The organism is Burkholderia sp. SRS-25 (genome assembly GCF_004343765.1).
GTDB classification, from domain to species: Bacteria; Pseudomonadota; Gammaproteobacteria; order Burkholderiales; family Burkholderiaceae; genus Burkholderia; species Burkholderia contaminans.
The window spans coordinates 146,067-170,278 of the sequence record NZ_PTXM01000009.1 but is presented as its reverse complement, the minus strand read 5'-3'; the positions used below and the strand labels follow the sequence as shown (position 1 = coordinate 170,278).

The 24,212-nt window shown below is 67.1% G+C and carries 18 protein-coding genes; 5 read left to right on the top strand and 13 right to left on the bottom strand.

Annotated elements, in window-relative coordinates; translation table 11 throughout:
• Positions 1–310 precede the first annotated feature (310 nt).
• The gene (locus tag C5O79_RS14335) at positions 311–1,687 is read right to left on the bottom strand and encodes a sigma-54 dependent transcriptional regulator (protein ID WP_122478589.1); all 1,377 of its coding nucleotides are present in this window, start codon (positions 1,685–1,687) and stop codon (positions 311–313) included.
• Positions 1,669–3,159: a HAMP domain-containing sensor histidine kinase gene (locus C5O79_RS14330; protein WP_122478586.1), complete on the bottom strand. Its 1,491-nt coding sequence runs from the start codon at positions 3,157–3,159 to the stop codon at positions 1,669–1,671. The genes C5O79_RS14335 and C5O79_RS14330 overlap by 19 nt, the downstream gene beginning before the upstream one ends.
• A 195-nt stretch (positions 3,160–3,354) precedes the next feature.
• Between C5O79_RS14330 and C5O79_RS14325 the strand changes: the two genes are divergently transcribed.
• On the top strand, positions 3,355–4,311 hold the full coding sequence (locus tag C5O79_RS14325) for a mannuronate-specific alginate lyase (protein WP_131931418.1): 957 nt from the start codon (positions 3,355–3,357) through the stop codon (positions 4,309–4,311).
• 16 nt (positions 4,312–4,327) lie between these two features.
• Here C5O79_RS14325 and C5O79_RS14320 read toward each other — a convergent pair whose 3' ends face one another.
• From C5O79_RS14320 to xylA, 7 genes are all read right to left on the bottom strand, one after another.
• Complete coding sequence (locus tag C5O79_RS14320; RefSeq protein WP_122478582.1) at positions 4,328–5,356, bottom strand: porin; 1,029 nt, start codon at positions 5,354–5,356, stop codon at positions 4,328–4,330.
• Positions 5,357–5,409: 53 nt separating this feature from the next.
• On the bottom strand, positions 5,410–5,727 hold the full coding sequence (locus C5O79_RS14315; protein WP_122479081.1) for a hypothetical protein: 318 nt from the start codon (positions 5,725–5,727) through the stop codon (positions 5,410–5,412).
• Positions 5,728–5,774: 47 nt separating this feature from the next.
• Positions 5,775–6,986, bottom strand: coding sequence for a sugar ABC transporter permease (locus C5O79_RS14310; RefSeq protein ID WP_122478580.1), 1,212 nt, complete (start codon positions 6,984–6,986; stop codon positions 5,775–5,777).
• Positions 6,983–8,542, bottom strand: a complete 1,560-nt coding sequence (gene xylG, locus C5O79_RS14305) for a D-xylose ABC transporter ATP-binding protein (protein WP_122478578.1) — start codon at positions 8,540–8,542, stop codon at positions 6,983–6,985. The genes C5O79_RS14310 and xylG overlap by 4 nt, the downstream gene beginning before the upstream one ends.
• A 66-nt stretch (positions 8,543–8,608) precedes the next feature.
• Positions 8,609–9,637 (bottom strand): D-xylose ABC transporter substrate-binding protein, encoded by a 1,029-nt coding sequence (xylF, locus tag C5O79_RS14300; protein ID WP_046546478.1) that lies wholly within the window; start codon positions 9,635–9,637, stop codon positions 8,609–8,611.
• 88 nt (positions 9,638–9,725) lie between these two features.
• Positions 9,726–11,204 carry a xylulokinase gene (gene xylB / locus C5O79_RS14295; protein ID WP_122478576.1) on the bottom strand — a complete coding sequence of 493 codons (1,479 nt, stop codon included), beginning with the start codon at positions 11,202–11,204 and terminating at the stop codon, positions 9,726–9,728.
• A gap of 4 nt (positions 11,205–11,208) precedes the next feature.
• Positions 11,209–12,531 (bottom strand): xylose isomerase, encoded by a 1,323-nt coding sequence (gene xylA / locus C5O79_RS14290; RefSeq protein ID WP_047852953.1) that lies wholly within the window; start codon positions 12,529–12,531, stop codon positions 11,209–11,211.
• 266 nt (positions 12,532–12,797) lie between these two features.
• Between xylA and C5O79_RS14280 the strand changes: the two genes are divergently transcribed.
• The 3 genes from C5O79_RS14280 (at position 12,798) to C5O79_RS14270 (ending at position 17,335) form a co-directional block, all read left to right on the top strand.
• Complete coding sequence (locus C5O79_RS14280; RefSeq protein WP_039371235.1) at positions 12,798–13,991, top strand: DNA-binding transcriptional regulator; 1,194 nt, start codon at positions 12,798–12,800, stop codon at positions 13,989–13,991.
• Positions 13,992–14,018: 27 nt separating this feature from the next.
• Positions 14,019–15,107 (top strand): aldose epimerase family protein, encoded by a 1,089-nt coding sequence (locus C5O79_RS14275; RefSeq protein WP_122478574.1) that lies wholly within the window; start codon positions 14,019–14,021, stop codon positions 15,105–15,107.
• Between the two features lie 212 nt (positions 15,108–15,319).
• Positions 15,320–17,335, top strand: coding sequence for a glycoside hydrolase family 3 N-terminal domain-containing protein (locus tag C5O79_RS14270; RefSeq protein WP_122478572.1), 2,016 nt, complete (start codon positions 15,320–15,322; stop codon positions 17,333–17,335).
• 41 nt (positions 17,336–17,376) lie between these two features.
• Here C5O79_RS14270 and C5O79_RS14265 read toward each other — a convergent pair whose 3' ends face one another.
• The 4 genes from C5O79_RS14265 to C5O79_RS14250 all read right to left on the bottom strand — a co-directional run bounded on the left by C5O79_RS14265 (position 17,377) and on the right by C5O79_RS14250 (position 22,986).
• Positions 17,377–18,498, bottom strand: coding sequence for a Rieske 2Fe-2S domain-containing protein (locus tag C5O79_RS14265; protein WP_047852955.1), 1,122 nt, complete (start codon positions 18,496–18,498; stop codon positions 17,377–17,379).
• A gap of 23 nt (positions 18,499–18,521) precedes the next feature.
• Positions 18,522–20,222, bottom strand: coding sequence for a tryptophan 7-halogenase (locus C5O79_RS14260; RefSeq protein ID WP_046546473.1), 1,701 nt, complete (start codon positions 20,220–20,222; stop codon positions 18,522–18,524).
• Between the two features lie 65 nt (positions 20,223–20,287).
• The gene (locus tag C5O79_RS14255) at positions 20,288–21,373 is read right to left on the bottom strand and encodes a monodechloroaminopyrrolnitrin synthase PrnB family protein (RefSeq protein WP_047852956.1); all 1,086 of its coding nucleotides are present in this window, start codon (positions 21,371–21,373) and stop codon (positions 20,288–20,290) included.
• On the bottom strand, positions 21,373–22,986 hold the full coding sequence (locus C5O79_RS14250) for a tryptophan halogenase family protein (RefSeq protein WP_046546471.1): 1,614 nt from the start codon (positions 22,984–22,986) through the stop codon (positions 21,373–21,375). The genes C5O79_RS14255 and C5O79_RS14250 overlap by 1 nt, the downstream gene beginning before the upstream one ends.
• 594 nt (positions 22,987–23,580) lie before the next feature.
• Between C5O79_RS14250 and C5O79_RS14245 the strand changes: the two genes are divergently transcribed.
• Positions 23,581–24,183, top strand: a complete 603-nt coding sequence (locus tag C5O79_RS14245; protein ID WP_047852957.1) for a LysE family transporter — start codon at positions 23,581–23,583, stop codon at positions 24,181–24,183.
• Positions 24,184–24,212: the final 29 nt, after the last annotated feature.

The following is a 24,212-nucleotide window of genomic DNA, read 5'->3' as shown; positions in this document are numbered from 1 at the left end:
CCGCGCGCGGCGCCGGCGGCACCTGCGCCAGGCTGACCGTTGCGACGGCAACGAGTGCGGCAGCGCAGAGCATGCGATACGAGCGGCGCACGGCGGCACGGCACGGCGGCCGCGATCGAACGACAGGCAGGTACGACTTCATGACGGGCTCCGGCGACGGGTTGCGATGCCTCGATATCCGCAATACCCGTGCCAACCCGCAACGCCCCGCGTGGCCATGCGCCGAACGACGACGCGCGCGAAACCTGTCGGATTTCCCGACACGTCGCTTCACCCGATGTCGGCATTCCCGACAGTCGAAACGGCTCGCCTAGTCGTCGCGCTCGATTCCGAGATTCGCCATGCGCGCATAGAGCGACTGGCGGCCGATGCCGAGCTGCCTCGCGGCTTCCGCGCGGTTGCCGTTCGCGCGCTCGAGCGCGCGCAGGATCGCCGCGCGCTCGACCGTCGCCAGCGCATCGGGCAGCGGCATGTCGAGCAGGTGCGCCGGCACCGCATCGGAGACCGATTCGCGCGCCGGCACGGCGGCCAGGCCGAGATCGGCCGCGCTGACGGCCGGCCCGGGGGCGAGCGCGGCCGCCCGCTCCATCACGTTGCGCAGTTCCCGCACGTTGCCCGGCCAGCGGTGATCGAGCAGCGCGCGCTGGGCGTCGTTCGTCAGATGCAGCGCGCGCATGCCGGCCGCGTTGAGCAGGAAATGCGCGGCGAGCGGAAGGATGTCGGCCACACGCTCCGCGAGCGGCGGCAGGTGCAGCGGAATGACGTTCAGCCGATAGAAGAGGTCTTCGCGGAACGTGCCGTTCGCGACGGCCGCGACGAGGTCGCGGTGCGTCGCGGCCACGACGCGAATGTCGATTGCCGTGGCGCGATCCGCGCCGAGCGGCATCACCTGGCGCTCCTGCAGCGCGCGCAGCAGCTTCGCCTGCATCGCGGCGGGCATGTCGCCGATCTCGTCGAGAAAGAGCGTGCCGCCGTCGGCCTCGACGAGACGCCCCGCGCGATCGGCATGCGCGCCCGTGAACGCACCGCGACGATGCCCGAACAACTCGCTTTCGAGCAGGTCGGCCGGGATGGCCGCGCAGTTCACGGCGACGAACGGCCCCGCATGCCGGGCCGATGCCGCATGCAGCACGCGGGCGGCCACCTCCTTGCCCGTGCCCGTCTCGCCGGTCAGGAGCACGGTCGCGTCGCTCATCGCGGCGCGGCCGACCTGCTTTTGCACGTCGCGCATCGCGGCGCTCACGCCCAGCAGTCGCGGTCGGTCCGCTGACGGTTCGCCCGCGAAATCGCTGTCGCGCGGCGCGAGCGCGGGCGGCTGATTCGCCGACACGATGCGTTCGAGCAGTTGCGCGATGTCGCGACGCCCGATCGGCTTCGTCAGGTGATCGAATGCGCCGAGCCGCATCGCTTCGATCGTGTTGTCGCTGGTCGCATGGGCCGTCAGCATGACGACCGGAATCGCGGCCAGCGCGGGATCGTCGCGCAGTTGCGCGAGCACGGCCAGCCCGTCCAGATCCGGCAGGCGGAAATCCAGAAAGATGCATTCGACGCCACCGCCGTCGCGCAGCGTGCTGAGCGCGGCCCGGCCGGTTGCAGCCTCGACGGCCCGATGACCGAGATCGGCGAGCGTTTCGGCGAGGCTGTCGCGAAAGGCCGCGTCGTCGTCGACTATGAGGATGTTTGCCATGGAATTTCAATCACGAATGCGGCGCCCCCTTCGAGGCGCGCGTGCCCGCCGTGCGCCGCCGCCACTTCGCGGACGACGGCAAGGCCGAGGCCCGTGCCGTCCGCGCGGCCCGTCACGAACGGCTCGAAAATACGCTCGCGCTGCGCGGGCGGCACGCCGGGGCCGCTGTCCGACACGGTGACGCACAGCCAGTCGCGCCCGGCGAACGCGCGCCGCTCGGCGGCGAGCGTGACCGCGCCGCCGTCGCCCGCGTGGTGCAGCGCGTTGAGCAGCAGATTGTCGAGCGCCCGCCGCATCTGGTCGGGATCGAACGCGGGAAAATCCGACGGCCACGCAAGCCGTTCGCCCTGCCCCGCGAGCGACAGCGTCAGGTCGATCGCTTGCCGCTGCGCCAGCTCGCGGTGCGCGTCGACGACCTGCGCGAGCCACGCGTCGACGTCGACCCGTGTCGCATGCGGGCGCACCGGCTGCGTCAACGCGAGCAGGCTCGACAATTGCGCATCGATGCGCTCGATCTGCGCGAGGATCACGCGCAGCGCGTCCTGCTGCCGCCGGCCATCGCCGGCCAGCGCGTTTTCCGCCTTCAGCCGCATCGCGCCCATCGGATTGCGAATCTCGTGCGCAACCTGCGCGGCAAGCTTCCCGAGCATGCCGAAGCGTTCGGCCTGCGCGAGGCGCGTGCGCAGTTCGTCGGCCTGCTGTTGCAGCAGGTCCGCGCGCCGCGCCCGCTCGTTGAACGCATCGATGACGCGATCCAGATCGGGCTCGCCGACGTACGGCAGGTGATGCTCGCGACCGTCGGGCCCCAGCCCGCTCTCGATCCGTGCGAGATTGCGCTTCCATCGGCGCAGCGCCACGGCCAGCGCCGCCGCGATCGCCAGAATCACGGCGAGCACGGCCGCGAGGCCCGTGGCCAGCAGCTCGCCGTGCCGGCCCAGCGGCGGGCGCGCACGCGTCAGCATCCACACGTACAGCCCCGAGCCGCCGCGTACCGGACAGGCCGCCGCGACCACGGCATCCTGCGCGCCTTCGACGACGTTCGCCGTCGCGGCATGCGTCGCGGCCGCGGCGCGCAGCGTGCGGAGGATCAGCGGCGTTTCCGCTTCCGGAACGTCGTGTTTGACGCCGCTGCCCTGGTAGGTGGGAAAGGAATACGCGAGAAAGCCGCTTGCCGCCGGGGCGGCGCCGGGCATCCAGAACCCGCCCTCCATGTCGGGCGCGCGGGAGAGCACGATGTCGAGGATCGCGTGCATCAGCTCCGGGGCGGGCCCGGCGCCTGGCGACGCGGAAGACGCGCTGTAACGCGACGCGACCGCCTCGCATGCCGATGCGCCGGCGGCCTTCGCGCTTGCTACCTGCTGACTCTCGGCGGAACTCGCCGTGACCCAGACGACCGCGACCAGAGTCGCGCACAGCGCGGCGACGAGTGCCCAGAGCATGACGAGTTGGGTGGAAAACGACGGACGCTTCATTAGATCGTGCTGGCGGTTGAGGACGACAGAATAGCGTATTGCATGTCATGCGAAGCCGACACGATCGCCATGCGTCGCACGGGTGTCCTGCCGGGCCGGCGGCACCGGCGCACCCCGGAAAGGCGGGCGAAAGCCTCGGGCGCTAGACTGCCTTCGGTCCAGCGTCCAGCCGAAACTATCACCGTCGAGCCCCCCATGCGCGCCCGTTCCGTTCGAACCTTGTTCGCCGTCCTGTTCGCCGCCGGTACACTCGTCGGCACGGCCTCCGCTAGCCACGCATGCGAAGTGCCTTCCCCCGTGCGGACGATCGACCCGCCCGGCTACTACGACGACCCCACCGGTTATGCGCGCGACGTGAAGCCGATGCGCGACTTCGTCACCAAGCTGAACACGGCGGCCGATCACGGCGACTGGTCGTGCGCATTGACGCTGCTCGACAGCTGGGCGCAATCGGATGCGTTGATGGGTACCATCTCCGGTTATCAGGGGTACTACGAGCGCTCGTGGGCCGGCACCGATTTCGCGATGGTGATCCTGCGCATGCCGCGCGGGTTGCGCGACGCGAACCGCGGGAAATTCAACGCGATCGACCCATGGCTCGAACGCATCGCGATCGCGACCCGCAATGCGGAAGCGATCAACCACCTGCACAACAATCTCGTGTACTGGGCAGGGCTCAATCTGATCGCGATCGGCACCGTCACCGACAATGCAAGCCTGATCGATTCCGGCTTGCTGCGGGTGCGCGAAGGCATTCGCGACATCCGCCCGGACGGTTCGCTCGAGCGCGAGGTCAAGCGCGGCGACCGCGCGCTCCACTATCACACCTTTGCGCTGCTGCCGCTCGTGTTCGCGGCCGAACTCGTTCAGCGGCGCAACATCGATCTCTACCGAGAAAACGACGGTGCGATCGGCCGCCTCGCGAACCTCGTGATCGACGCGGTGGAAGATCCCGCGAGTTTCAGGAAGATCACGCCGATCAAGCAGGACCTGTTTCCGTGGACGTTCCGCGACGAGCTGAGCTGGGTCGAGCCGTACTACGCGCGCTTTCACGATCGCCGCCTGCCGGCGATCATCGCGCCGCGCCGCCCGTTCAGCGAATGGCGGCTCGGCGGCGACGTCACGGCGGCATGGGGCGCGCCGCTGCCATGATGCGCGGCGCATTCGATCAGAAGCGGTGGCGAATGCCGACGATCGCAAGCTCCTGGGTCGCCTTGCCGCCGTCGACGTAGGCGTCCGCGATCACCGCCTGCGCGGGGCCCGCGCCGTTGCTGCCCGACGCGTGCCCGTAGCTCATCGTCGCGTAGAGATCGGTGCGCTTGCTGAGCGCGTAGTCGGCCGCGAGCGTGACCTGCTGGTACGTGGCCGACGAATCGCCGTGCGATTTCAGGTAGTTGTAACCCGTTTCGAACAGCAGCGCGGACGAAGCCTGCCACGCGACGAACACCGAGCCGTTGTTGTAGCGTTCGGCCGTCCCGAACGTCGAATTCCCGTCGCGCAGGTATTCGGCATAACTGTAGTGTCCGCCCACGGTGAATGCGCCGAGCACGTAGCTCACGCCGGCGCGCGCGATATTCACCGCGCTGGCCGTCGCGTACGCGTTGTTGACCGGCGACAGGAAAATCGTATCGGCACTGCTTGCGCCGCGCGTCGACAGCACCGCGTTCCCGTTGTCCAGATGCGCGTAACCGGCCGCGACGGTCAACGGCCCGGCCGTGTACGACATCGCCGCGTTGTACGCCTGCCCCGAGCCGACCGAGCCGGCCACGCCGCCGAACCCGTACATCGCGGCCACCTGAAGGCCGCCCCACGACGGGCTCACCCATTTGACCGCATTGCTGTTGCGAACCGAGCCGTCGGCATTGTCGACGTCGCCGGGTGCCGTGAAGTACTCGAGGAAATTGTTGCCCTGCACCGGCAACACCAGATCCTGCAACGTATCCTGCTGACGGCCGGCCGTCACCGTACCGAATCCGCCCGCCAGCCCGACGAACGCCTTGCGTCCAAACAGCAGGCCGCCGCTCATCTTGCCGCTGTTCACGTTGAAGCCGTTCTGCAGGTTGAACAGCGCGCTCAGGCCGCCGCCGAGATCCTCGGTGCCTTTCAGCCCCCACTGGCTGACGGACATCTGCCCCGACTGCAGCTTGACCTGGTTGCTTGCGCCGCCGGTGTTGTGCGTGCGCCGCGTTGAGCACACGGCATGCGTGGCGCATTTTTAGCCTGCGGCCCGCGCGGCGGCCGCCGCGCCTGTCAGCGCGCGTCCGCGGGCACGGCGGCGCGCTGCGACACGCCGTCCCGCTCGATCCGCTCGACGATACGAGCGAGCCGAATAATGTCGGTCAGCGCGAAATCGGCCGCATCGGGCCGGGGCCGGCCGCACTGGTCGGCCATGCGCATCGCGAACGCGAGCGCTTCGGAACGCTCGCGCAGCAGCGCGCGCAGCGCATCCGCGATCACCTGCCGGTCGCGCGGGTCATCCAGGCCCAGCACGGAACCGGCATCCGGTATCGCGAACGGCCCGGCCGCCCGCACGGCAACGTCCGGCACGCGCATCGTGTTTCGTTCCATGGTCTTCCTCTTCGTCGACTCGCGACCGACCGGCGCCGACCGGCGCGTCACCGCCGGTTCGACCGCGACACCACGTCGATCCACACCGCCAGCACCAGCACGGCGCCCTTGACGATCATCTGCCAGTACGCGTCGACGTCCAGCATCGACATCCCGTTGTCGAGGCTCGCCATCACGAGCGCGCCGATCAGCGCACCATAGACGGTGCCCGACCCGCCGCGCATCGACGTGCCGCCGATGAAGCACGCGGCGATCGCATCGAGCTCGCCCATCGTGCCGGCGGACGGCGACCCGGCCGCGAGCCGCGCCGTGTTGACGAGGCCGGCAAACGCGCACATCAGCCCCATCAGTGCGAAGATCACGAGCTTCACGCGATCAGTATCGACACCCGACAGCCGCGTCGCCTCCAGGTTCGACCCCACCGCATAGATGCGCCGGCCGAATACCGTCTGCGTCGCGATCCACGAGAACACGCCGAGCAGCACGAGCAGCAGCAGCACGGGCACCGGAATGCCGCCGTAACGGTCGAGCGTCGCAACGAACGCGAACAGCACGGCGCCCGCGCCGACGATCTTCGCGACGTCCTGCCACAGCGGGGCGACCGTGAGCCGGTAGCGCCGCCGCGTGCCGCGCTGCCGCACCACCAGCAGCGTCGCGACCACGAACAGCAGCACGGCGAGGCCATCGCCGGCAATGCGCGGCAGATAGCCCTGCCCGATGAACACGAAGCCGTCCGACACGGGCGCGATCGTCGAGCCGCCCGTCACGCCGAGCAGGATCCCGCGAAACGCGAGCATCCCGCCGAGCCCGACGATGAACGACGGCACGCGCCGATAGGTCGACCACCAGCCGTTGAAGAGCCCGATCAGCACGCCGAGCGCGAGCACGACCGGCACCGTGGCCGCGACCGGCCAGTGCCGGTTGACGTCGAGGATCGCGGCGACGCCGCCGAGCAGCCCGAGCAGCGAGCCGACCGACAGGTCGATCTCGCCCGCGATGATGACGAACACCATCCCGCACGCGAGCATGCCGGTGATCGACATCTGCCGCAGCAGGTTCGATACGTTGCGCGGCGTGACGAACGCGCCGTCCGTCAGCACCGAGAAGAACGCCCAGATCGCGACGACCGCGAACAGCAGCGCAAGCAGCTTGTAGCGCGTGAAGACGTGGCGCAACGGCAGCCGCGGCGCGCGCCCGTCGGGACGACGCGCATCGGTATCCGGCGTCGCCGGGGTCGAGGAAGAAAGTTCGGAATTCATGATGCACTCGCTGCGGTGGGTTCGGCAGGCAGCCGCGCGGGCTTCAGCGCGGCGCCGAGAATCTGTTCCTGCGTGAGGCCCTGGTTGACGAAATCGCCGCGCAGCTCGCCTTCGCCGATCACGAGCACACGATCGGCGAGGCCGAGCACCTCCGGCAGTTCCGACGACACGACGATCAGCGCGACGCCGCGCTTCGCAAGCGCGAAGATCAGCCGGTAGATCTCCACCTTCGCACCCACGTCGACGCCGCGTGTCGGTTCGTCGAGGATCAGCACCTGCGGCTCGGTCAGCAGCATCTTCGCGAGCACCGCCTTCTGCTGATTGCCGCCCGACAGGCTCGCGATCGACAGGAACGGATGCGCGGCGCGCACCGACAGCCGCTGCATCTCGGTGCGGATCGCATCGAGCTCGGCGGCCGCGTCGATCCGCCCGCGTGCCGCGAAGCGCCGCAGCACCGCCAGCGTGATGTTGTGGCCCACGCCGAGCTGCGGCACGATGCCGTGGCGCTTGCGGTCCTCCGGCACCATCGCGATGCCGGCGCGGATCGCGTCGGCCGGCGAGCGGATCGACAGCGGGCGGCCGTTCATCGTCACGCTCGCCGTGCACGCGCCGGGATACGCGCCGAAGATCGCCTGCATCAGCTCGGTGCGGCCCGCGCCGACGAGCCCGGCGACGCCGAGGATCTCGCCGCGCCGCACGCTGAACGACACGTCGTCGACCCGCTTGCGGCGCGCGTTCGTCACGTCGCGACAGGTCACGTTGCGCGCTTCCAGCACGACCTCGCCGATCTCGTGCGGCTCGCGCGGATACAGGTCGCGGATCTCGCGGCCGACCATCATCGCGATGATCCGGTCGGTGGTCAGCGCAGCCATCGGCTCGGTCGCGACATGACGGCCGTCGCGGATCACGGTGACCGTGTCGCAGACGGCCGCGACCTCGTCGAGCTTGTGCGAGATGTACACGCACGCCACGCCGCGCCGCTTCAGGTCGCGCACGATGTCGAGCAGGATGCGCGTTTCGGCGGCGCTCAGCGATGACGACGGCTCGTCGAGAATCAGCAGCTTCGCGTCCTTGTTCAGCGCCTTCGCGATCTCGATCAACTGCTGGTGGCCGCCGCCGTAGTTCATGACCGGCTGCGCGACGTTGATCGAGTCGATCCGCAACTCGCGCAGCAGCTCCTCGGCGCGCCGGACCATCGCCGAGAAGTTCATGCGCCCGCCCGGCAGCGTGATCTCGTTGCCGAGGAAGATGTTCTCGGCAACCGACAGTTCGGGCACGAGCATCAGCTCCTGGTGGATGATCACGATGCCCGCCCGCTCCGTGTCGCGCACGCCGGATGCCGCGAGCGGCGTGCCTTCCCAGCGGATTTCACCGTCCCACGTGCCATGCGGATAGACACCCGACAGCACCTTCATCAGCGTCGATTTGCCCGCGCCGTTCTCGCCGCACAGCCCGACGCATTCGCCGGGCCGCACGGTGAGGTCGATACCGTCGAGCGCCTTCACGCCGTCGAATGCCTTGACGATGCCGCGCATCGTCAGCAAGGGTTCCGTCATTCGTTCATTGCCTCGCAGTAAGCGCGGCCGCCGCCGCGGCGGCCGCGCGTCGCGTCCGTCGTACGCTTACTGGCTTGCCAGCTGCGCCTGGGTATAGAAGCCGTCCTTCACGACGACGTCGACGTTACGCTTGGTCAGCAGCGTCGGCTGCAGCAGCACCGTGTCGACCTTCTTCCGGCCGTTGTCATACTGCGCGTTGAACGCGGGCTTCGTGCCCTTCGCGAGATCGACGGCAAGCTTCGCGGCTTCGCTCGCGATCAGCTTCAGCGGCTTGTAGACGGTCATCGTCTGCGTGCCGGCGATCACGCGCTTGACCGCCGCGAGATCCGCGTCCTGCCCGGATACCGGCACCTTGCCGGCCAGATGTTGCGCGGCGAGCGCCTGGATCGCGCCGCCGGCCGTGCCGTCGTTCGACGCGACGATCGCATCGATCTTGTTGTTGTTCGCGGTCAGCGCATCCTCGACGATCCGCAGCGCGGTCGACGCGCTCCATTCGGGCACCCACTGCTGGCCGACGACCTTGATGTCGCCGCGATCGATCGCGGGCTTCAGCACCTTCAGTTGTCCTTCGCGCAGCATCTTCGCGTTGTTGTCGGTCGGCGCGCCGCCGAGCAGGAAGTAGTTGCCCTTCGGCTTCGCATCGAACACGCCCTGCGCCTGCAGCTCGCCGACCTTCTCGTTGTCGAACGAGATATAGGCGTCGACATCCGCGTCGAGGATCAGCCGGTCGTACGACACGACCTTGATGCCGGCCTTCTTCGCTTCGGCGACGACGTTGCCGAGCGTCTTCGAATTGAACGGCACGATCACGATCACGTCGACGCCGCGCGAAATCAGGTTCTCGATCTGGGAAATCTGCCGCTCCTCGCTCGCGTCGGCCGACTGCACCGACACCTTCGCGCCGAGCTTCGTCGCGGCCGCGACGAAATAGTCGCGATCGCGCGACCAGCGCTCGACGCGCAGGTCGTCGATGCAGAAGCCGATTTCGGGTTTGTCCTTGCTCGCATGCGCGAGCGGTGCGCCCAGCGCGAGGATCGCCAGCGCAGCGGCGCCGGCAAGCGAACTCAATACGGTACGACGCGTCACGGTTTTCATGTCTCCAGACTCCTTGTTATGGAACCACCTCACGAACCGCGGGCGGCCGCCGAAATGCACCGCCCGCATCGAGTCACTGCCCTGCTCGTCAAGCGCCCGTCGCGAACACCGGTTCGAGCGCGCGGTACAGCGCGCGAAACGTCGGCCGGCGCACGTCGCGATACCACGCGTGGCGCTCGGGATCGGGCTCGCGCACCGCGACGACGGGCGGCTGCGGGCACACGTCGCCGAGCCGCGCATGCGGTTCGACCGCCATATGCGCGAGGCGCGCGGCGCCGAGCGCCGGCCCCACTTCGCCGCCCGCGCGCAGCGTCAGCGCTCGGCCGCTCAGGTCGGCGAGCATCTGCGTCCAGTACGCGCTGCGCGAGCCGCCGCCGATCACCGTGATGCTGTCGGGTGCGAGCCCGGCCGCATGCAGCGCGTCGATGCCGTCGAGCAGCGCGAAGCCGACGCCTTCGAGCGTCGCGTTCGCGAGATCGGCGCGCTGCGTGTCGGGCGTGAGCCCGTAGAACACGCCCTTCGCGTTCACGTCGTTGTGCGGCGTGCGCTCGCCGCTCAGGTACGGCAGGAACCACGGGCGGCTCGCGCGTGCGTTCGTCTGCGCATCGTCGAGCAGCGCCGCGACGCCGTCGTAGCCGGCCAGTTGCGCAGTGAAGTCGACGCAGCCGGCCGCGTTCAGCATCACCGACATCAGGTGCCACGTATCCGGCAGCGCATGACAGAAGCTGTGCACCGCCAATTCGGGATTCGCACGAAACCCGTCCGACACCGCGAAATACACGCCCGACGTGCCCAGCGACAGCAACGCATCGCCGGGCCGCACGATCCCGACGCCCACCGCGCCGGCCGCGTTGTCGCCGCCGCCGGCCACCACCGGGATCTCGCGCAGGCCGAGCGCCCGTGCGACGGCCGGCAGCAGCGTGCCGGTGATGCGGTTGCCTTCGAACACGGCCGGCATCTGCGCGCGCGACAGGCCGCACGCGGCGAGCAGCGTGTCGTCGTAATCGCGCTTCGCGACGTCGAGCCACAGCGTGCCCGCGGCATCCGACGGATCGGTCGCGAACGCGCCGGTCAGCCGGTAGCGCAGATAGTCCTTCGGCAGCAGCACGGAGGCGATGCGCGCGAACACGTCGGGCTCGTGACGACGCACCCACAGCAGCTTCGGTGCGGTGAAACCCGGCATCGCGATGTTGCCGGCCACCGTGCGCAGCGCGGGCGCGAGCCGTTCGAGTTCGTCGCACTCGGCGTCGGCCCGGCCGTCGTTCCACAGAATCGCGGGGCGCAGCACGTCGCCATGCACATCGAGCAGCGTCGCGCCGTGCATCTGGCCGGTCAACCCGAGTGCGTCGATGTCGCGCGGATCGATGCCGGCCGAGCGCGCATCCGACACGAGGGCGGCGAGCGCGCCGCAGGCGGCATCCCACCAGTCGTGCGGCGCCTGCTCGGACCAGCGCGGCTGCGGCCGGCTCACCGTGAGCGGGCGGCTCGCGCTCGCGCGCACAGCACCCTCGCGGTCGAGCAGCACCGCCTTCACGCCCGACGTGCCGAGATCGAGTCCGATGTACATGGCGTCAGCGCAGCCCGTAGATCGCCTGGTTCACGATGTTCTCGCACCGCTCCTGCGCGCCGCTCACGTGCTGCGGGTTCACGCCGCGCGCGAGCGCATCGGCCGCGAGCGACTCCAGCGTATAGCCGCCCGACAGGATCTTGCGGCCGAACGCGTCGTCCCACTGCGCATAGCGTTGACGACGCAGCGCGTCGAGCCGGTCGTTCTCGACCAGCACCGCCGCGCGTTCGAGCGCGAGCGCGAGCACGTCGATCGCGCCGACGTGACCGTAGAACAGGTCTTCCGGATCGATGCTCTGGCGGCGCACCTTCGCGTCGAAGTTCATCCCGCCGGTCGTGAAGCCGCCGTGGCGCAGGATTTCGTAGAACGCGAGCGTCAGCTCCTCGACGCTGTTCGGGAACTGGTCGGTGTCCCAGCCGTTCTGCGGATCGCCGCGGTTCGCGTCGACGCTGCCGAACACGCCGAGCGCGAACGCATTCGCGATCTCGTGATGGAACGAGTGCCCGGCGAGCGTCGCGTGATTCGCCTCGATGTTCACGCGAATCTCGTTCTGCAATCCGTACTGCACGAGAAAGCCATGCACGGTCGCGACGTCGTAGTCGTACTGATGCTTGGTCGGCTCCTGCGGCTTCGGCTCGATCAGCAGCGCGCCCTTGAAGCCGATCCGGTGCTTGTGCTCGACGACCATCGACAGGAAGCGGGCGAACTGGTCGCGCTCGCGCTTCAGGTCGGTATTGAGCAGCGTCTCGTAGCCTTCGCGGCCGCCCCACAGCACGTAGTTCTCGCCGCCGAGCCGGTGGGTCGCGTCGAGCGCATGACACACCTGGGTCGCGGCCCACGCGAACACGTCGGGGTTCGGGTTCGTCGCGGCGCCGGCCGCGAAGCGCGGGTGCGAGAACAGGTTCGCGGTGCCCCACAGGAGCCGCACGCCGCTCGCCTGCTGACGCTCGCCGAGATAGTCGACCATCCGCGCGAAATTGGCCGCGTATTCGCGCAGGCTGTCGCCTTCCGGCGCGACGTCGGTGTCATGAAACGTATAGAACGGCGTGCCGAGCTTCGTGAAGAACTCGAATGCGGCATCGGCCTTCATCCGCGCGCGTTCGAGCGCGTCGCCCGGCTGCTGCCACGGCCGCTGGAATGCGGCCTGCCCGAAGATGTCGTGGCCCGGCCAGACGAACGTGTGCCAATAGCAGACGGCGATCCGCAGATGCTCGGCAAGCGTCTTGCCGAGCACGCGCTTCTCGGGGTCGTAATGGTGATACGCAAGCGGGTTGTCCGACTGCGGGCCTTCGTAGCGAATCGCGGGAATGTGTTCGAAATACGACATGGCGTCTCCGTGCAGGTTCTTGTTGCAGCGCAACGCGCGTCGTGGTGGCGCACGCGGCCGAATTCGGTAGGCTGGATCGTGCCCGCGCCCCTGCCGGGCGGCAATTGCGAAATTGCGCAGCACGCTTAATGTTTCTTGCCAGCCGCTGCGCGCGGCGCACGTTCCGCCCTACAATCGCCGAACACCAGACATCGCGCGCCGCCGACCCGGGCGCGCCCCGGAGACAACGGCACGGCGCCGCCCGACGCGCGTGCCCCGAGATCGAGATGACACGCGTTCCTTCCGCCCAGACACCGCATCGCATCGCGCTGCTGTTCAACGCGAACAAGGTCTACGACCGCGAGATCATCAGCGGCATCGGCCAGTATCTGCACACGACGCGCGTCGTGTGGGACCTGTTCCTCGAAGACGATTTCCGCTGCCGGCTCACCGGGATCGAGCGTTTCGACGGCGACGGCATCATCGCGGACTTCGACGATCCGGCCGTCGCCGACGCGCTCGCCGGGTCGCCGCTGCCGATCGTCGCGGTCGGCTCGTCGTACGAGGATCCGGCCCAGTATCCCGACGATGTCCCATATATTGCGACGGACAACCCGAAGCTGGTGTCGCTCGCGTACACACACCTGATCGGTGCGGGACTCGCGCATTTCGCGATGTACAGCCTGCCGATCGCGCAGGAGAACCGGTGGGCGCAGCAGCGCGAGCTCGCGTTCGACCGGCTCGCGCGCGCGGACGGGCTCGATGCGCCGATCTACCGCGGGCTGTCGACGAGTGCATCGGGCTGGAATCACGCGATCGAACAGCTGATCGACTGGCTGCATGCGCTGCCGAAGCCCGTCGGCGTGATTGCCGTGACCGATGCGCGTGCGCGGCACCTGCTGCAAGCGTGCCTGATCGCCGGCATCGCGGTGCCCGAACAGGTGGCGATCATCGGCATCGACAACGATCCGCTCACGCGCACGCTGACGCGCATTCCGTTGTCGTCGGTAATCCAGGGCACCGAGGAAATGGGCCGTACCGCCGCGCACCTGCTGCACCGGATGCTGCGCGGCGCGCGCTTTCCCGGGCAGCGCATTCTCGTGCCGCCGGTCGGCATCAACGTGCTCGAATCGACGCGCCACCAGCCGCTGGCGAGCCCGCATGTGATGCGTGCGCGGCATTTCATTCGCCAGTACGCGTGCCAGGGGATCAAGACCGAACAGGTTGCCGACTACGTCGGCGTGTCGCGTTCGCTGCTCGAGGAGCACTTCCGGCGCGAACTGCAGCGCACCGTCCACCAGGAGATCCTGCGTCACAAACTCGAAGCCGCGCAGGCGCTGCTCGCCGGCCGACAGGCGTCGAGCGCCGAAGTCGCGATCCGTTGCGGGTTCACGTCGCTTCAATACATGTACGCGGTGTTCCGGCGCGAACTCGGCTGCACGCCGCGTGAATACCAGGAACGTGCGGCCGCCACGAACTGACGCCCGCCGCCCATTCGACATCCACTCATGCACATCGATACCGATTCCTCCCATCCGATACCCGGCGTGGCACGCGTGCTTGCCGAGCCATGGGGCGCGTTGCCCGACGGCGAGCCCGTGCGGCGCTATACCCTGCGCAACGCGCACGGGATGCGCGTCGTCGTCAGCGACCTCGGCGCGACCGTCGTGTCGTGGCTCGCGCCCGACCGCACGGGGCGCTTTGCCGATATCGTGCTCGCACACGACACGCCGGCCGAGTATCTCGAATCCGGTGCTTATCTCGGCGCGACGATCGGCCGCTGGGCGAACCGGATCGCCGGCGCGCGCTTCGAACTCGACGGCATCGGGTACCCGCTCGACCGCAACGAGAACGGCAACCTGCTGCACGGCGGGGCGAACGGCTTTCATCGCGCGCGCTGGGACGTGATCGACGACTGCGGCGGGCTGACGCTTCGACTCGCTTCGCCGGAAGGCGACGGGGGCTTTCCGGGCAACGTGACCGTGCAGGTTCGCTACACGCTCGACGACGACGGCACGCTGACGATCGATTATTCCGGGTGGACCGATGCACCGACGCCGTTGAACCTGACGAATCACAGCTACTTCAACCTGAACGGGCGCGCGGGCAGCGATGTGCGCGGCCATCTGCTGCAGATCGACGCCGACGCGTTCCTCGAAGTGGACGATGCGCTGATCCCGACCGGCACGGCCGACGTCACGGGTACCGCGTTCGATTTCCGGCACAGCGCGCCGATCGGCGCGCGCCTCGACTGGCCGCACGCGCAACTGGCCCGCGCGCGCGGCTTCGATCATTGCTTCGTCCTGGGCGACGGCACGCACGAGGCCCGGCCCGTCGCACGCGTCTACGATCCGGAAAGCGGCCGCGAGTTGATCGTGTCGACCGATCAGCGGGGCCTGCAACTCTATACGGGCAACTATCTCGATGGCCTGCGCGTGAGCGGCGGCACACGTTGCACGCAACACGCGGCGCTGTGCCTGGAGGCGGGCGGCTTTCCGGACCAGGTCAACATGCCCGGCCTGAGCGGCGACGTGATCCTTCATCCGGACGCCGTCTATCGACAGACCACCCGGTATCGGGTGGCCGTTCATGCATAGCGTGCGCGGGCGGATGAGCGGCAAGCCGGCTCGCGAAGCCGATAGATCGCGTTGAAAATCCGCCCGACCGCATGGCCCGGCACATCGCGCCCCATCGGGGCAAAAACTGCACCCGGCGGCAAAACGTCCCCTGAAACAGCTCGGTAAAGTGGCCGGCGGCCCTGCGTCATGCATCACGGCCGCGCCAAAAAATCCGATTCAGGAGACAAGCAATGCAACGCATCACGAGATCAGCCATTCGCCGATCGGCACGGGCCGCATCCGGCACCGCGCTCACGCTGGGGCTGTTTGCCTGCGGCGGCGTCGACTCCTCTGCCCCGCCCGTCACGCAGCAGGACTTCGGCTACACCACGTTGAACGTGATCACCCGGGACGGCCTGAAGTTCAAGGACATGGACAAGAGCGGTCAGCTCGAACCGTACGAAGACTGGCGGCTGAGTGCCGACGTGCGTGCGCGGGACCTGGTCGGCCGCCTCACGCTGGCCGAAAAAGCCGGCCTGATGATGCACGGCACCGCACCCGTGCTGAACGACACGACCGGTGCGGGCACCGGCTCCGCGTACGACCTGGCGGCGCTCAAGACGCTCATCAATCAGCGGGGCGTCAACACCTATATCACGCGCATGAGTGCCGATGCGCGCACCATGGCCGACCAGGCCAACCAGATTCAGACGCTGGCGGAGCAGTCGCGGCTCGGCATCCCGGTGTCGATCAGCTCCGACCCGCGCAATCATTTCCAGTACACGCTTGGCGCAAGCGCAGGCAGCAGCGGTTTCTCGCAGTGGCCGGAAACGCTGGGCTTCGCCGCGATCGGCGATGCGGCGCTCACGCGAAAATTCGGCGACATCGCGCGCCAGGAGTATCGCGCCGTCGGCATCACCGTAGCACTTTCACCGCAAGCCGATCTGGCGACCGAGCCGCGCTGGGCACGCATCAACGGCACCTTCGGCGAAGACGCCGATCTCGCCCGCACGCAGGTCCAGGCCTATATCGAAGGCTTCCAGGGCGGCAGCAACGGCATCCAGGCCAATAGCGTCATCGCGGTCGTCAAGCACTGGGCCGGATATGGCGCGCAGAAACTCGGGTTCGACAGCCACAATTACTACGGCCGCTATGCGACCTATCCGGGCAACAATTTCGCCTATCACCTGAAGCCGTTCGAAGGCGCCTTCGCCGCCAACGTCGGCTCGGTCATGCCGACCTATTCCGAACCGGACATGACGGTGACGGTCGACGGCATCACGCTGGAGCCGGTCGGCGGCGCTTACGACAAGGCGTTGCTGACCGACCTGCTGCGCGGAAAATACGGCTTCAAGGGCGTGATCGTGTCCGACTGGCTGATCGCCGACGACTGCGACGCGAACTGCATCAACGGTGTGTCGTCGGGCGCGCCGTCGTTCGCCGGACTGGGCATGCCCTGGGGGATGGAGGGCGCGACCCGCGTGCAGCGCTTCACGCGTGCGGTCAACGCCGGCATCGACCAGTTCGGCGGCGACGACGATCCGGGCGACCTCATCGACGCCGTCAATCGCGGGCAGTTGTCGGAAGCGCGCCTGTCGGAGTCGGCCTATCGCGTGCTGCTGCAGAAATTCCAGCAAGGCCTGTTCGACCATCCGTATGTCGATGCGGACGCGGCCGGCAAGATCGTCGGAAACGCCGACTTCCAGGCCCAGGCACTCGATGCGCAGCGCCGCTCGATGGTGCTGCTGCAGAACAACGGCAAGCTGCTGCCGATGACGGCGTCGGGCAAGAAGGTCTGGCTGTACGGCATCGATCCCGCCGTCGCGCGGCAATACGGTTATCAGGTCGTCGATACCCCGCAAGCCGCGGACGTGGCGATTCTCCGCGTGAGCACGCCCTATCAGACGCTGCACCCGAACTACATGTTCGGCTCGATGCAGCATGAGGGCAGTCTCGCGTTCGTCGACGGCAGTGCCGACTACGAGGCCATCAAGCAGGCCGCGCTTGCGCCGAAGTCGATCGTCTCGGTGTACATGGATCGTCCCGCGATCCTGACCAACGTGCAGGACAAGGCCACCGCGATCCTCGCGAATTTCGGCGTGACCGATGCCGCGCTGTTCGACTTGCTGACCGGGAAAGGCCAACCGCAAGGGAAGCTGCCGTTCGAGCTGCCGTCGTCGATGGCGGAGGTCGCGGCGCAGCGGGAAGACGTGCCGCACGATACCGCGCATCCGTTGTATCCGTTCGGATTCGGTCTCTCGTATTGATGCGTTGCCGATGCCGGCCCGCTGACCGGGGCCGGCGTCGGCTAGGACCTCCGGCTCACGCCTTGCCGCTCGCTCGACGCGACGCGGTCGACCCAGCCCCGGTAGAACGCGCGGTACTTGAGCACGAGCTTGTCGTACTTGCTGTACGCGCCGCCGCCGTCCGGCTTCATCCCGTTCCAGATCTTGACGTCGTATCCCGCCGCCTGCCTGGTCTGCAGTCCGAACAGCACGTAGTCGATCGCGCGGCGCACGGGGCCGCCCGCCTTCCTGATCGAGATGAGCATGTGCATGACGTTCCTGCCGTCGCTCACCGGCGTCACACACTGGAGCAGCTTGTATTTGGCGTCTCCGTCCAGCGCGACGGTCATCACGCACCCGCCGGGGTAGCCGTCGAAGTGCAGGTTCATCTGCGACATGCTCAGGCCGAGCGCGCGCGACAGCATGCCGAGTGGCCCGAAGTACCGGTTCACGGTGAAGTCGATCCCGGCACCGAACCACGCGCCCGCCCGGGCCAGCGGCTCGACCTCCGGCCACGGGCGCCAGTCGTCGCAGAGCTTGAGCTCGAACGCCGAGATCGGCAGCGCGTGGACCGGGTGCGCGTGCTGCGCGTCGTAGAAGTTCTCGACGATCCGCAAGACCGCCGTCGTCGTCTCGAACGCGAAGTGCAGGTGCATGAAGTCGCCGTTGTCGACGTCGGCCGCGGCGATGTCGGGCAACGGGTGCAGCGGCTGCGGCGAGCCGTACCAGACCCACACGTAGCCGTACCGCTCGGTGGTGACCAGCGTCGGCTGGCGCGCGCCGCGCGGCACGGGCTCCAGCCGGTGCACCGCCTCGCTGTGGCCGGGAATGTGTACGCACTGGCCCTGCTCGTCGTACCGCCAGTGGTGAAACGGGCACTGGATGCACCCGTCCTTGACCTGCCCGTCGGCCAGGTTCGCGCCGAGGTGCGAGCAGTGGCGGTCCATCACCACGGCCCGCCCCATCGCGCCGCGCCACGCCACGCACGGCCGCCCGAAGAGCGTCAGTTCCAGCGGCTTGTCCTTGAGGTCGTCCGAGCGCATCGCGACGTACCAGCTCGCGGCCACGCGCGTGGTCGCGTCGTACGCCCCCGACGGTTGCTCCCGGGCATCCGCTTGTTGCAATTGAAATTGAACGTCGTCCATGTTCTCGTGGCAGTGTCGGCCGACTACTTCAGCGCCAGGCCGATGCGGGTGGTGACGTACGCCCTGAGCAGCGCGAACATCGGGTTGTAGTCGAAGTACTTCTTCACCTCTGCCGGCGCGCTGGTCTGCGTCCAGTGCAGCAGCTTCATCGCCGGCAGCAGGCTGTACTTCGAGTTGTTGAGCTGCGGTTTGGCCCCGGTGATGCAGTACCCGAAGCCGAACATCGGCTTCGCGAACTCCCGCTCGTTGATGAGGACATGAATCCGCGCGGCGGCCTCGCCGGCCGTCTTTCGCCCGGCGCTCACGGCTTCGACCTCGGCCTTGGCGTCGTTGAACAACTGGTAGTACCCCTCCATGTCCGCGCACAGGAAGCCGAGATACGGCGCGTTGTCGTCGAGGTGATCGAGGTCACGCTCGTTGCGCGAGGCGCGGAACCTCGCGTGGGCCTGCACGAGCCGGAACTGCCCGAGGATCGTGCCGACCGCCCACAACCGGTGGAACGCGTCCCACAGCCGGAAGTCCGAGAACGCCGTGTAACAGCAGCTGACGAAGTCGTCGTTGTGATCCAGCAGCTTCTGCTGCAGACGCTCGATGTACTCGAAGCGCTCGGGAGAAAAATCGTCGTCGCGCAGCGCCTTGATGAGACGCGCCGCGAGCGCGTGAATGGTCACCGCGGTGTTCTCGAGCCCGCGGGAGAAGAGCGGGTCGATGAACCCGTTCGCGTGCAGCATCAGGCAGTAGCGGTCGCCGACGCACGCGCGCGACGAGAACTGCAGGCGATCGGTCTTGACCCAGTCGCGCACCGGCACGGCATCGCGAAACTGCGCGCCGATGCTCGGGAACCGCGCGAGGAATTCGTCGAACTCCTGCTGCGCGGGGATATCCGTTTTCGGGTAGACACGCGGGTCGAGCTGCAGGCCGACGCTCACCAGGTTGTTGGTCGACCGCGCGTGGTTGTTGAACGGAATCACCCAGAGCCAGCCGCCCTCGAACATGTGGTGCAAGGTCCCTTCGTGCCAGCGCCAGCGCTGCCCCTTGACCTTGAAGATGTCGTCGAACGGCTTGACCCCGAGCATGTGCGTGTAGAGGCTGCGCGAGTGCGTCTTGAAGCGGCACGGTTCTTCGCGGAGGTTGAACTTGGTCGCGAGCGGCGCGCGGGGCCCCCCGCAGTCGATCATGTACCGGCCCGTGAACCGTTCGCCCTGGGCGGTGGCCACCGCGACACCGTCCTTGTCAGCGTGATAGTCGGTCACGCTCGTCCTCTGGCGCACCGTACAGCCGTATTTGATGGCCGCCTGCAGCAGGTAGGCATCGACGTCCTGCCGGTAATAATGGCTCTCGGGCCCCCACGGCAGCTCCGGAATGACGCACTGCGTGAACTCCTTCGGGTCGTGCTCCTCGCCCGGCTTGTGGAACACGAAGCCGAAGTTGCGCTTGATGCCCGTGCTCGACGCGACGTAACGCTGCGTCGCATAGAACGACGTGATGTGGTCCAGCTCCGGAATGCCGTAGCGATCGGCGATGATGCGGTTCATCAGGGACGTCTCGGGGATCGACGATTCGCCGATCGTGAACCGTGGGTGCGACGACTCCTCGATGATCAGGACACGAAACTTTTGTTTGGCCAGGATGGCCCCCATCTGGGTGCCGGACATGCCCGAGCCGAGGATGATCACGTCGAAGTGGTGGTTATCGCGCTCGTTTGCAGTGCTCTTCTGAGTCATGGGGGCAAGCTCTCCTGGTGAGATGGAACACATGGCCAAGCGCGTCAGGCGTCAGGCGTCAGGTATCAGGTCTCGGCGAGCGCGGCGTGGAGGCGGGACCGTGCGTCGCGCGTGAGCGTGAGCAGATCGCCGAGCATGCTGGGCGCGTACCCGCCGCTGCCGATCGTGGGGCCGGTTTGCCCGGCTGCGTACGTGCGCTCCGCCAATTTGAGGTGAGGCGCTCGGAAGTGCAGCAGGATCTCGAAGATCCGCTCGAGGGCCGCCAGCCCCGCTCCGACGGGCTCGCCCCGCTCGCGGGCCGCTTGCGCCTCGCCGAGCACGCGGTCGACGAGCGCCTGCCTTCCGGCGAACCGGGCGTAGATCGCCCTGAACGCGGGAAGCACATAGGGCAGGTACGTCTCCTTGAATTCCAGATAAGCCGGGTGGTCCGATTGCGAACCCCACAACACGTGCTCCAGCACGAAGAGGGGCATTTCCACGGCGCCGGGGCCGAGGTAGCTCCGGCCGCCGACCCGAATCGGTTCGTAGAACGGGCGAAGCTCGTCGTAGAAGACTTGCGGCGAGATGAAGCGGTACGCGTAGACGATCGATTCGACCATTTTCTGCAGATGGGCCGCCAGCTCGACGCACCCTTCCTCGAACGCGCGCGAGCGCAGCGGCACGTCGTATAGCTCGACGGTCAGCGCGATGGCCGCCTCGAGGGACGCCATCGAGATGCGCACGCTCTCGAGCAGGTGCGCTTCGTCGCCGAGCCCGGTGTAGCTCCGCTGCGCGTCGGCCGTCGCGGGGTTCCAGACCGTCACATGCAGGAGCGTCTCGCGCGGCGGCAGGTCGGTCACACGCGCGAGGTCGAGCAGCACCGGCTCGAGCCCGGGCACTGCGTCCACGGGCTCGTGTCCATGCCGCTTCAGCGACCCGAGGAAGAACCCGATGTCCCGCATCGCGGCGGCGGCTTCGACGAAGCCCCAGCCGGACGGCACGCCGCGCGTCGGGAGAAACTCGCGCAGCAGGCCGACGATGCCGGGCACGTCGTTCTTGCGATTCAGGGCCGGCAGCTGCAGCACGAGCGCCCGCGCGCGCAGCGGATCGCAGGCCGCCACCGCGGCGTGCGTGGCCGCGAATGCACGTGCCCGGCCCAGGGCGCGCTCCACTACAGCGTCTCCGGCGCCGCGACCGGCCCGGGCCGGCTGCGAGCCCGCCCTGCCTCGCCGTCACGCAGCGACCGCAGGTAGTCATAGTTCGTCGGCAGGCTCGCGCGCAGACGCTCGGCCTCGCGCCGGATGCGGGCGAACATCGCCTCGGCCTTGTCGACCGACGCCGGCCGGTGCCGCAGGAGCGGCAGCGACCGGTCGGGCAGCAGCCCCAGGCCGGCAAAGATGCAGTAGTAGTTGCCGTTCAACCAGAAGTTCTTGAATTCGTAGTCGAACGTTTCGTAGTACGTGGCGTCGTCGAACGACGTGGTGGTCAACGGCAGCCCCGCCTTGTAGCGTTCGACCTTGTCCTTGATGGCGTCAGAGAGCCGCAGGTCGTGCCGGTTCGCGAGCCAGAACGGTGTGTCGTCGCGCGACGCGGTGAAATAGTGCGCCTGGACGAAATCCCGGCAGTCGTCGAACATGTAGACGATCTCGGCATTGAACGCGTCTCTCAACCGCGGATCGAACCCGGTGTCGGGGAAGTGCTTCACGAGCTGGTAAAGCGCCGCGTAGATGAAGTAGATCCCCGTCGATTCCAGCGGCTCCAGAAAGCACGACGACAACCCGATCGCGACGCAGTTGTTGACCCACGCCCGGCCGTTGCGCCCGACCCGGAACTTGATCTGGTTGAGCGGCTGCTTGTCCGACAGGCCCCAGAGGTTGAGGAAGTCGGCGGTGGCCTGGTCGCGCGACGTGAACTTGCTCGAGAACACGTAGCCGCTGCCGAACCGGCCCAGCATCGGAATCTTCCAGGTCCACCCCGAGTTCATCGCGATCGCGGAGGTATACGGCTCGATCCCCACGCGCGCGTCGTCGTTGGGCACCGCGCTGGCGACCGCGCTGTCGCACAGCAGGTAGTCGGACATGTCGATGAAGGGCTCTTTCAGGGCCTGGTTGATCAAGAGCCCCCGCATGCCGGAGCAGTCGATGAACAGGTCCGCCTCGAGCGTCCGCCCTTCCTTGGTGGACAGGCTGGCGATGTCGCCGCGCTCGTTCAGGTGAACCTCCACGACCTCGTCGACCACGCGTGTCACCCCGCGCCCGACGGCCCAGCGCTTCAGGAAATCGGCCACCAGGTGCGCGTCGAAGTGCCATGCGTGGGGCATCTGGCGGGTGCCGTCGAGCAGGCACGGTGCCAGCCTGGCGTCGAGCGCCTCGGGCTGCGGGTAGCACGCGTACTCCATCGGCTGCTGGAAGCCCTGCTCGCGCTTGCGCAGCCAGTAATGGGTCAGCGGCACGCCGTCGCAGTTCGGCACGCTGCCGAACAGATGGTAGAAGTGGTCGTCGCGCGAGCGGTCGGGCGACTTCCTCCAGTTCACGAACTTGATGGCGGACTTGAACGCGCCGTTCACCTGGGGCATCCACTCCCGCTCCGGTATCCCGAGGAAATCGAAGAACACCTTCTGCAAATTCGGGATGGTCGCCTCGCCCACGCCGATCCGCGGGATCGCCTCGGACTCGATGAGCGTGATGTTTGCCTGCTGCTGGAGTGCCCGGACGAGGTACGAGGCGGACATCCAGCCCGCGGTGCCGCCGCCCACGATGACGATATTCTTGATCGGATGGCTCATGACGCGCTTCCCATAGGATTTGAAACCCGAATGGACTTCTGCGAGGGTGCTCAATTGATCCGCGTTTAGAATATGCCGTCGATTAATTAAATCAAACTGGCATGTTTGACAGGATTTTTATTTGTTTTACCCGGGATTTCATCTTGCGGTTCAGATACTGAATACGATGTGCGTCGACAAGAAATCATTTCATATTGAAAACAATATTTGTCAGCAATTTGATGGTTAATGCATGACCATTGAATTATCCCTGTTTTTCGGCGCCCCGCCAGACGCACCTGTGGCCGACGTCACATTACCGAATACGACCCCGCAAAAATTACCCCGTTAAAATACCAATAAATTCATTTCGGCAACTTCGACCTGGAACCTTGAAATTTCCGGATCAATTGCAATGACAATTTCAGATTCCCGGATTTTAATTTGGAACCGGATAATTCATGCCAAAGACTCGAATATCGTGATAAGCGGATGAAGCAATCGCTCGCGCGATTTTCACTATCTCAAACGCGAAGAACAAGAGTTGTCAGTGGCACTTTCCGCGACTTATGATGATCCGCACCAAACCAATCGTTGGAAAAACGAGGTTCACCCATGTTGACATTGAGCCCCATGCTGAAAATGTCGTTCTACGCCGCAATCGTGCTGCTGGTACCCGGGCCGACAAACACGCTGCTGCTGTCCGCCGGGCTCAAGCTGAATCTGCGTGGTGCGTGCAGGCTGGTTGCGGCGGAGGCATCAGGCTATGTGATCGCCATCACCGTATGGGGATTTTTTCTCTGGTCGCTGGCGACGCAATATCCGTGGATCGTCAGTGTCGTCAAGTTGATCAGCGCCACGTTCATCTTCTACCTCGCGGTGAAGATGTGGTTCAAAGGCGCCGACTTTGACACTACCGACGCGCCGCCGCTGGGGTTCCGAGGGCTTTTCCTCGCGACCTTGATGAATCCCAAGGCCTTGCTGTTTTCAAGCGCAATTTTCCCGGAGGCAGCGTTCAGGTCGCTCGAGATTTTCCTGACGTCGACAGGGGTATTTCTGATCACCCTGATACCGATCGGACTGCTGTGGTCCCGGTCGGGGCGGTTGCTGGTCATGAATCGTACGGAGGGCCGACTGGCCTCCATCGTGTTGCGGTGCTCCTCGCTCGTGTTGCTGACGTTCGCAGCAACGCTGGCCAGTTCCGTGCTCAATCGATGAGGCGGTCGCGGTGCGCCTTTCCGCGTTGC

Excerpts from the sequence above, each read along its gene's own strand:
- xylF (WP_046546478.1), bottom strand. The coding sequence starts at position 9,637 with ATGAAAACCGTGACGCGTCGTACCGTATTGAGTTCGCTTGCCGGCGCC.
- C5O79_RS14335 (WP_122478589.1), bottom strand. The coding sequence starts at position 1,687 with ATGGCAAACATCCTCATAGTCGACGACGACGCGGCCTTTCGCGACAGC.
- C5O79_RS14250 (WP_046546471.1), bottom strand. The coding sequence starts at position 22,986 with ATGAGCCATCCGATCAAGAATATCGTCATCGTGGGCGGCGGCACCGCG.
- C5O79_RS14270 (WP_122478572.1), top strand. The coding sequence starts at position 15,320 with ATGCAACGCATCACGAGATCAGCCATTCGCCGATCGGCACGGGCCGCA.
- C5O79_RS14330 (WP_122478586.1), bottom strand. The coding sequence starts at position 3,159 with ATGAAGCGTCCGTCGTTTTCCACCCAACTCGTCATGCTCTGGGCACTC.
- C5O79_RS14280 (WP_039371235.1), top strand. The coding sequence starts at position 12,798 with ATGACACGCGTTCCTTCCGCCCAGACACCGCATCGCATCGCGCTGCTG.
- C5O79_RS14260 (WP_046546473.1), bottom strand. The coding sequence starts at position 20,222 with ATGACTCAGAAGAGCACTGCAAACGAGCGCGATAACCACCACTTCGAC.
- C5O79_RS14315 (WP_122479081.1), bottom strand. The coding sequence starts at position 5,727 with ATGGAACGAAACACGATGCGCGTGCCGGACGTTGCCGTGCGGGCGGCC.
- C5O79_RS14265 (WP_047852955.1), bottom strand. The coding sequence starts at position 18,498 with ATGGACGACGTTCAATTTCAATTGCAACAAGCGGATGCCCGGGAGCAA.
- xylB (WP_122478576.1), bottom strand. The coding sequence starts at position 11,204 with ATGTACATCGGACTCGATCTCGGCACGTCGGGCGTGAAGGCGGTGCTG.
- C5O79_RS14325 (WP_131931418.1), top strand. The coding sequence starts at position 3,355 with ATGCGCGCCCGTTCCGTTCGAACCTTGTTCGCCGTCCTGTTCGCCGCC.
- C5O79_RS14275 (WP_122478574.1), top strand. The coding sequence starts at position 14,019 with ATGCACATCGATACCGATTCCTCCCATCCGATACCCGGCGTGGCACGC.
- xylA (WP_047852953.1), bottom strand. The coding sequence starts at position 12,531 with ATGTCGTATTTCGAACACATTCCCGCGATTCGCTACGAAGGCCCGCAG.
- xylG (WP_122478578.1), bottom strand. The coding sequence starts at position 8,542 with ATGACGGAACCCTTGCTGACGATGCGCGGCATCGTCAAGGCATTCGAC.
- C5O79_RS14310 (WP_122478580.1), bottom strand. The coding sequence starts at position 6,986 with ATGAATTCCGAACTTTCTTCCTCGACCCCGGCGACGCCGGATACCGAT.
- C5O79_RS14245 (WP_047852957.1), top strand. The coding sequence starts at position 23,581 with ATGTTGACATTGAGCCCCATGCTGAAAATGTCGTTCTACGCCGCAATC.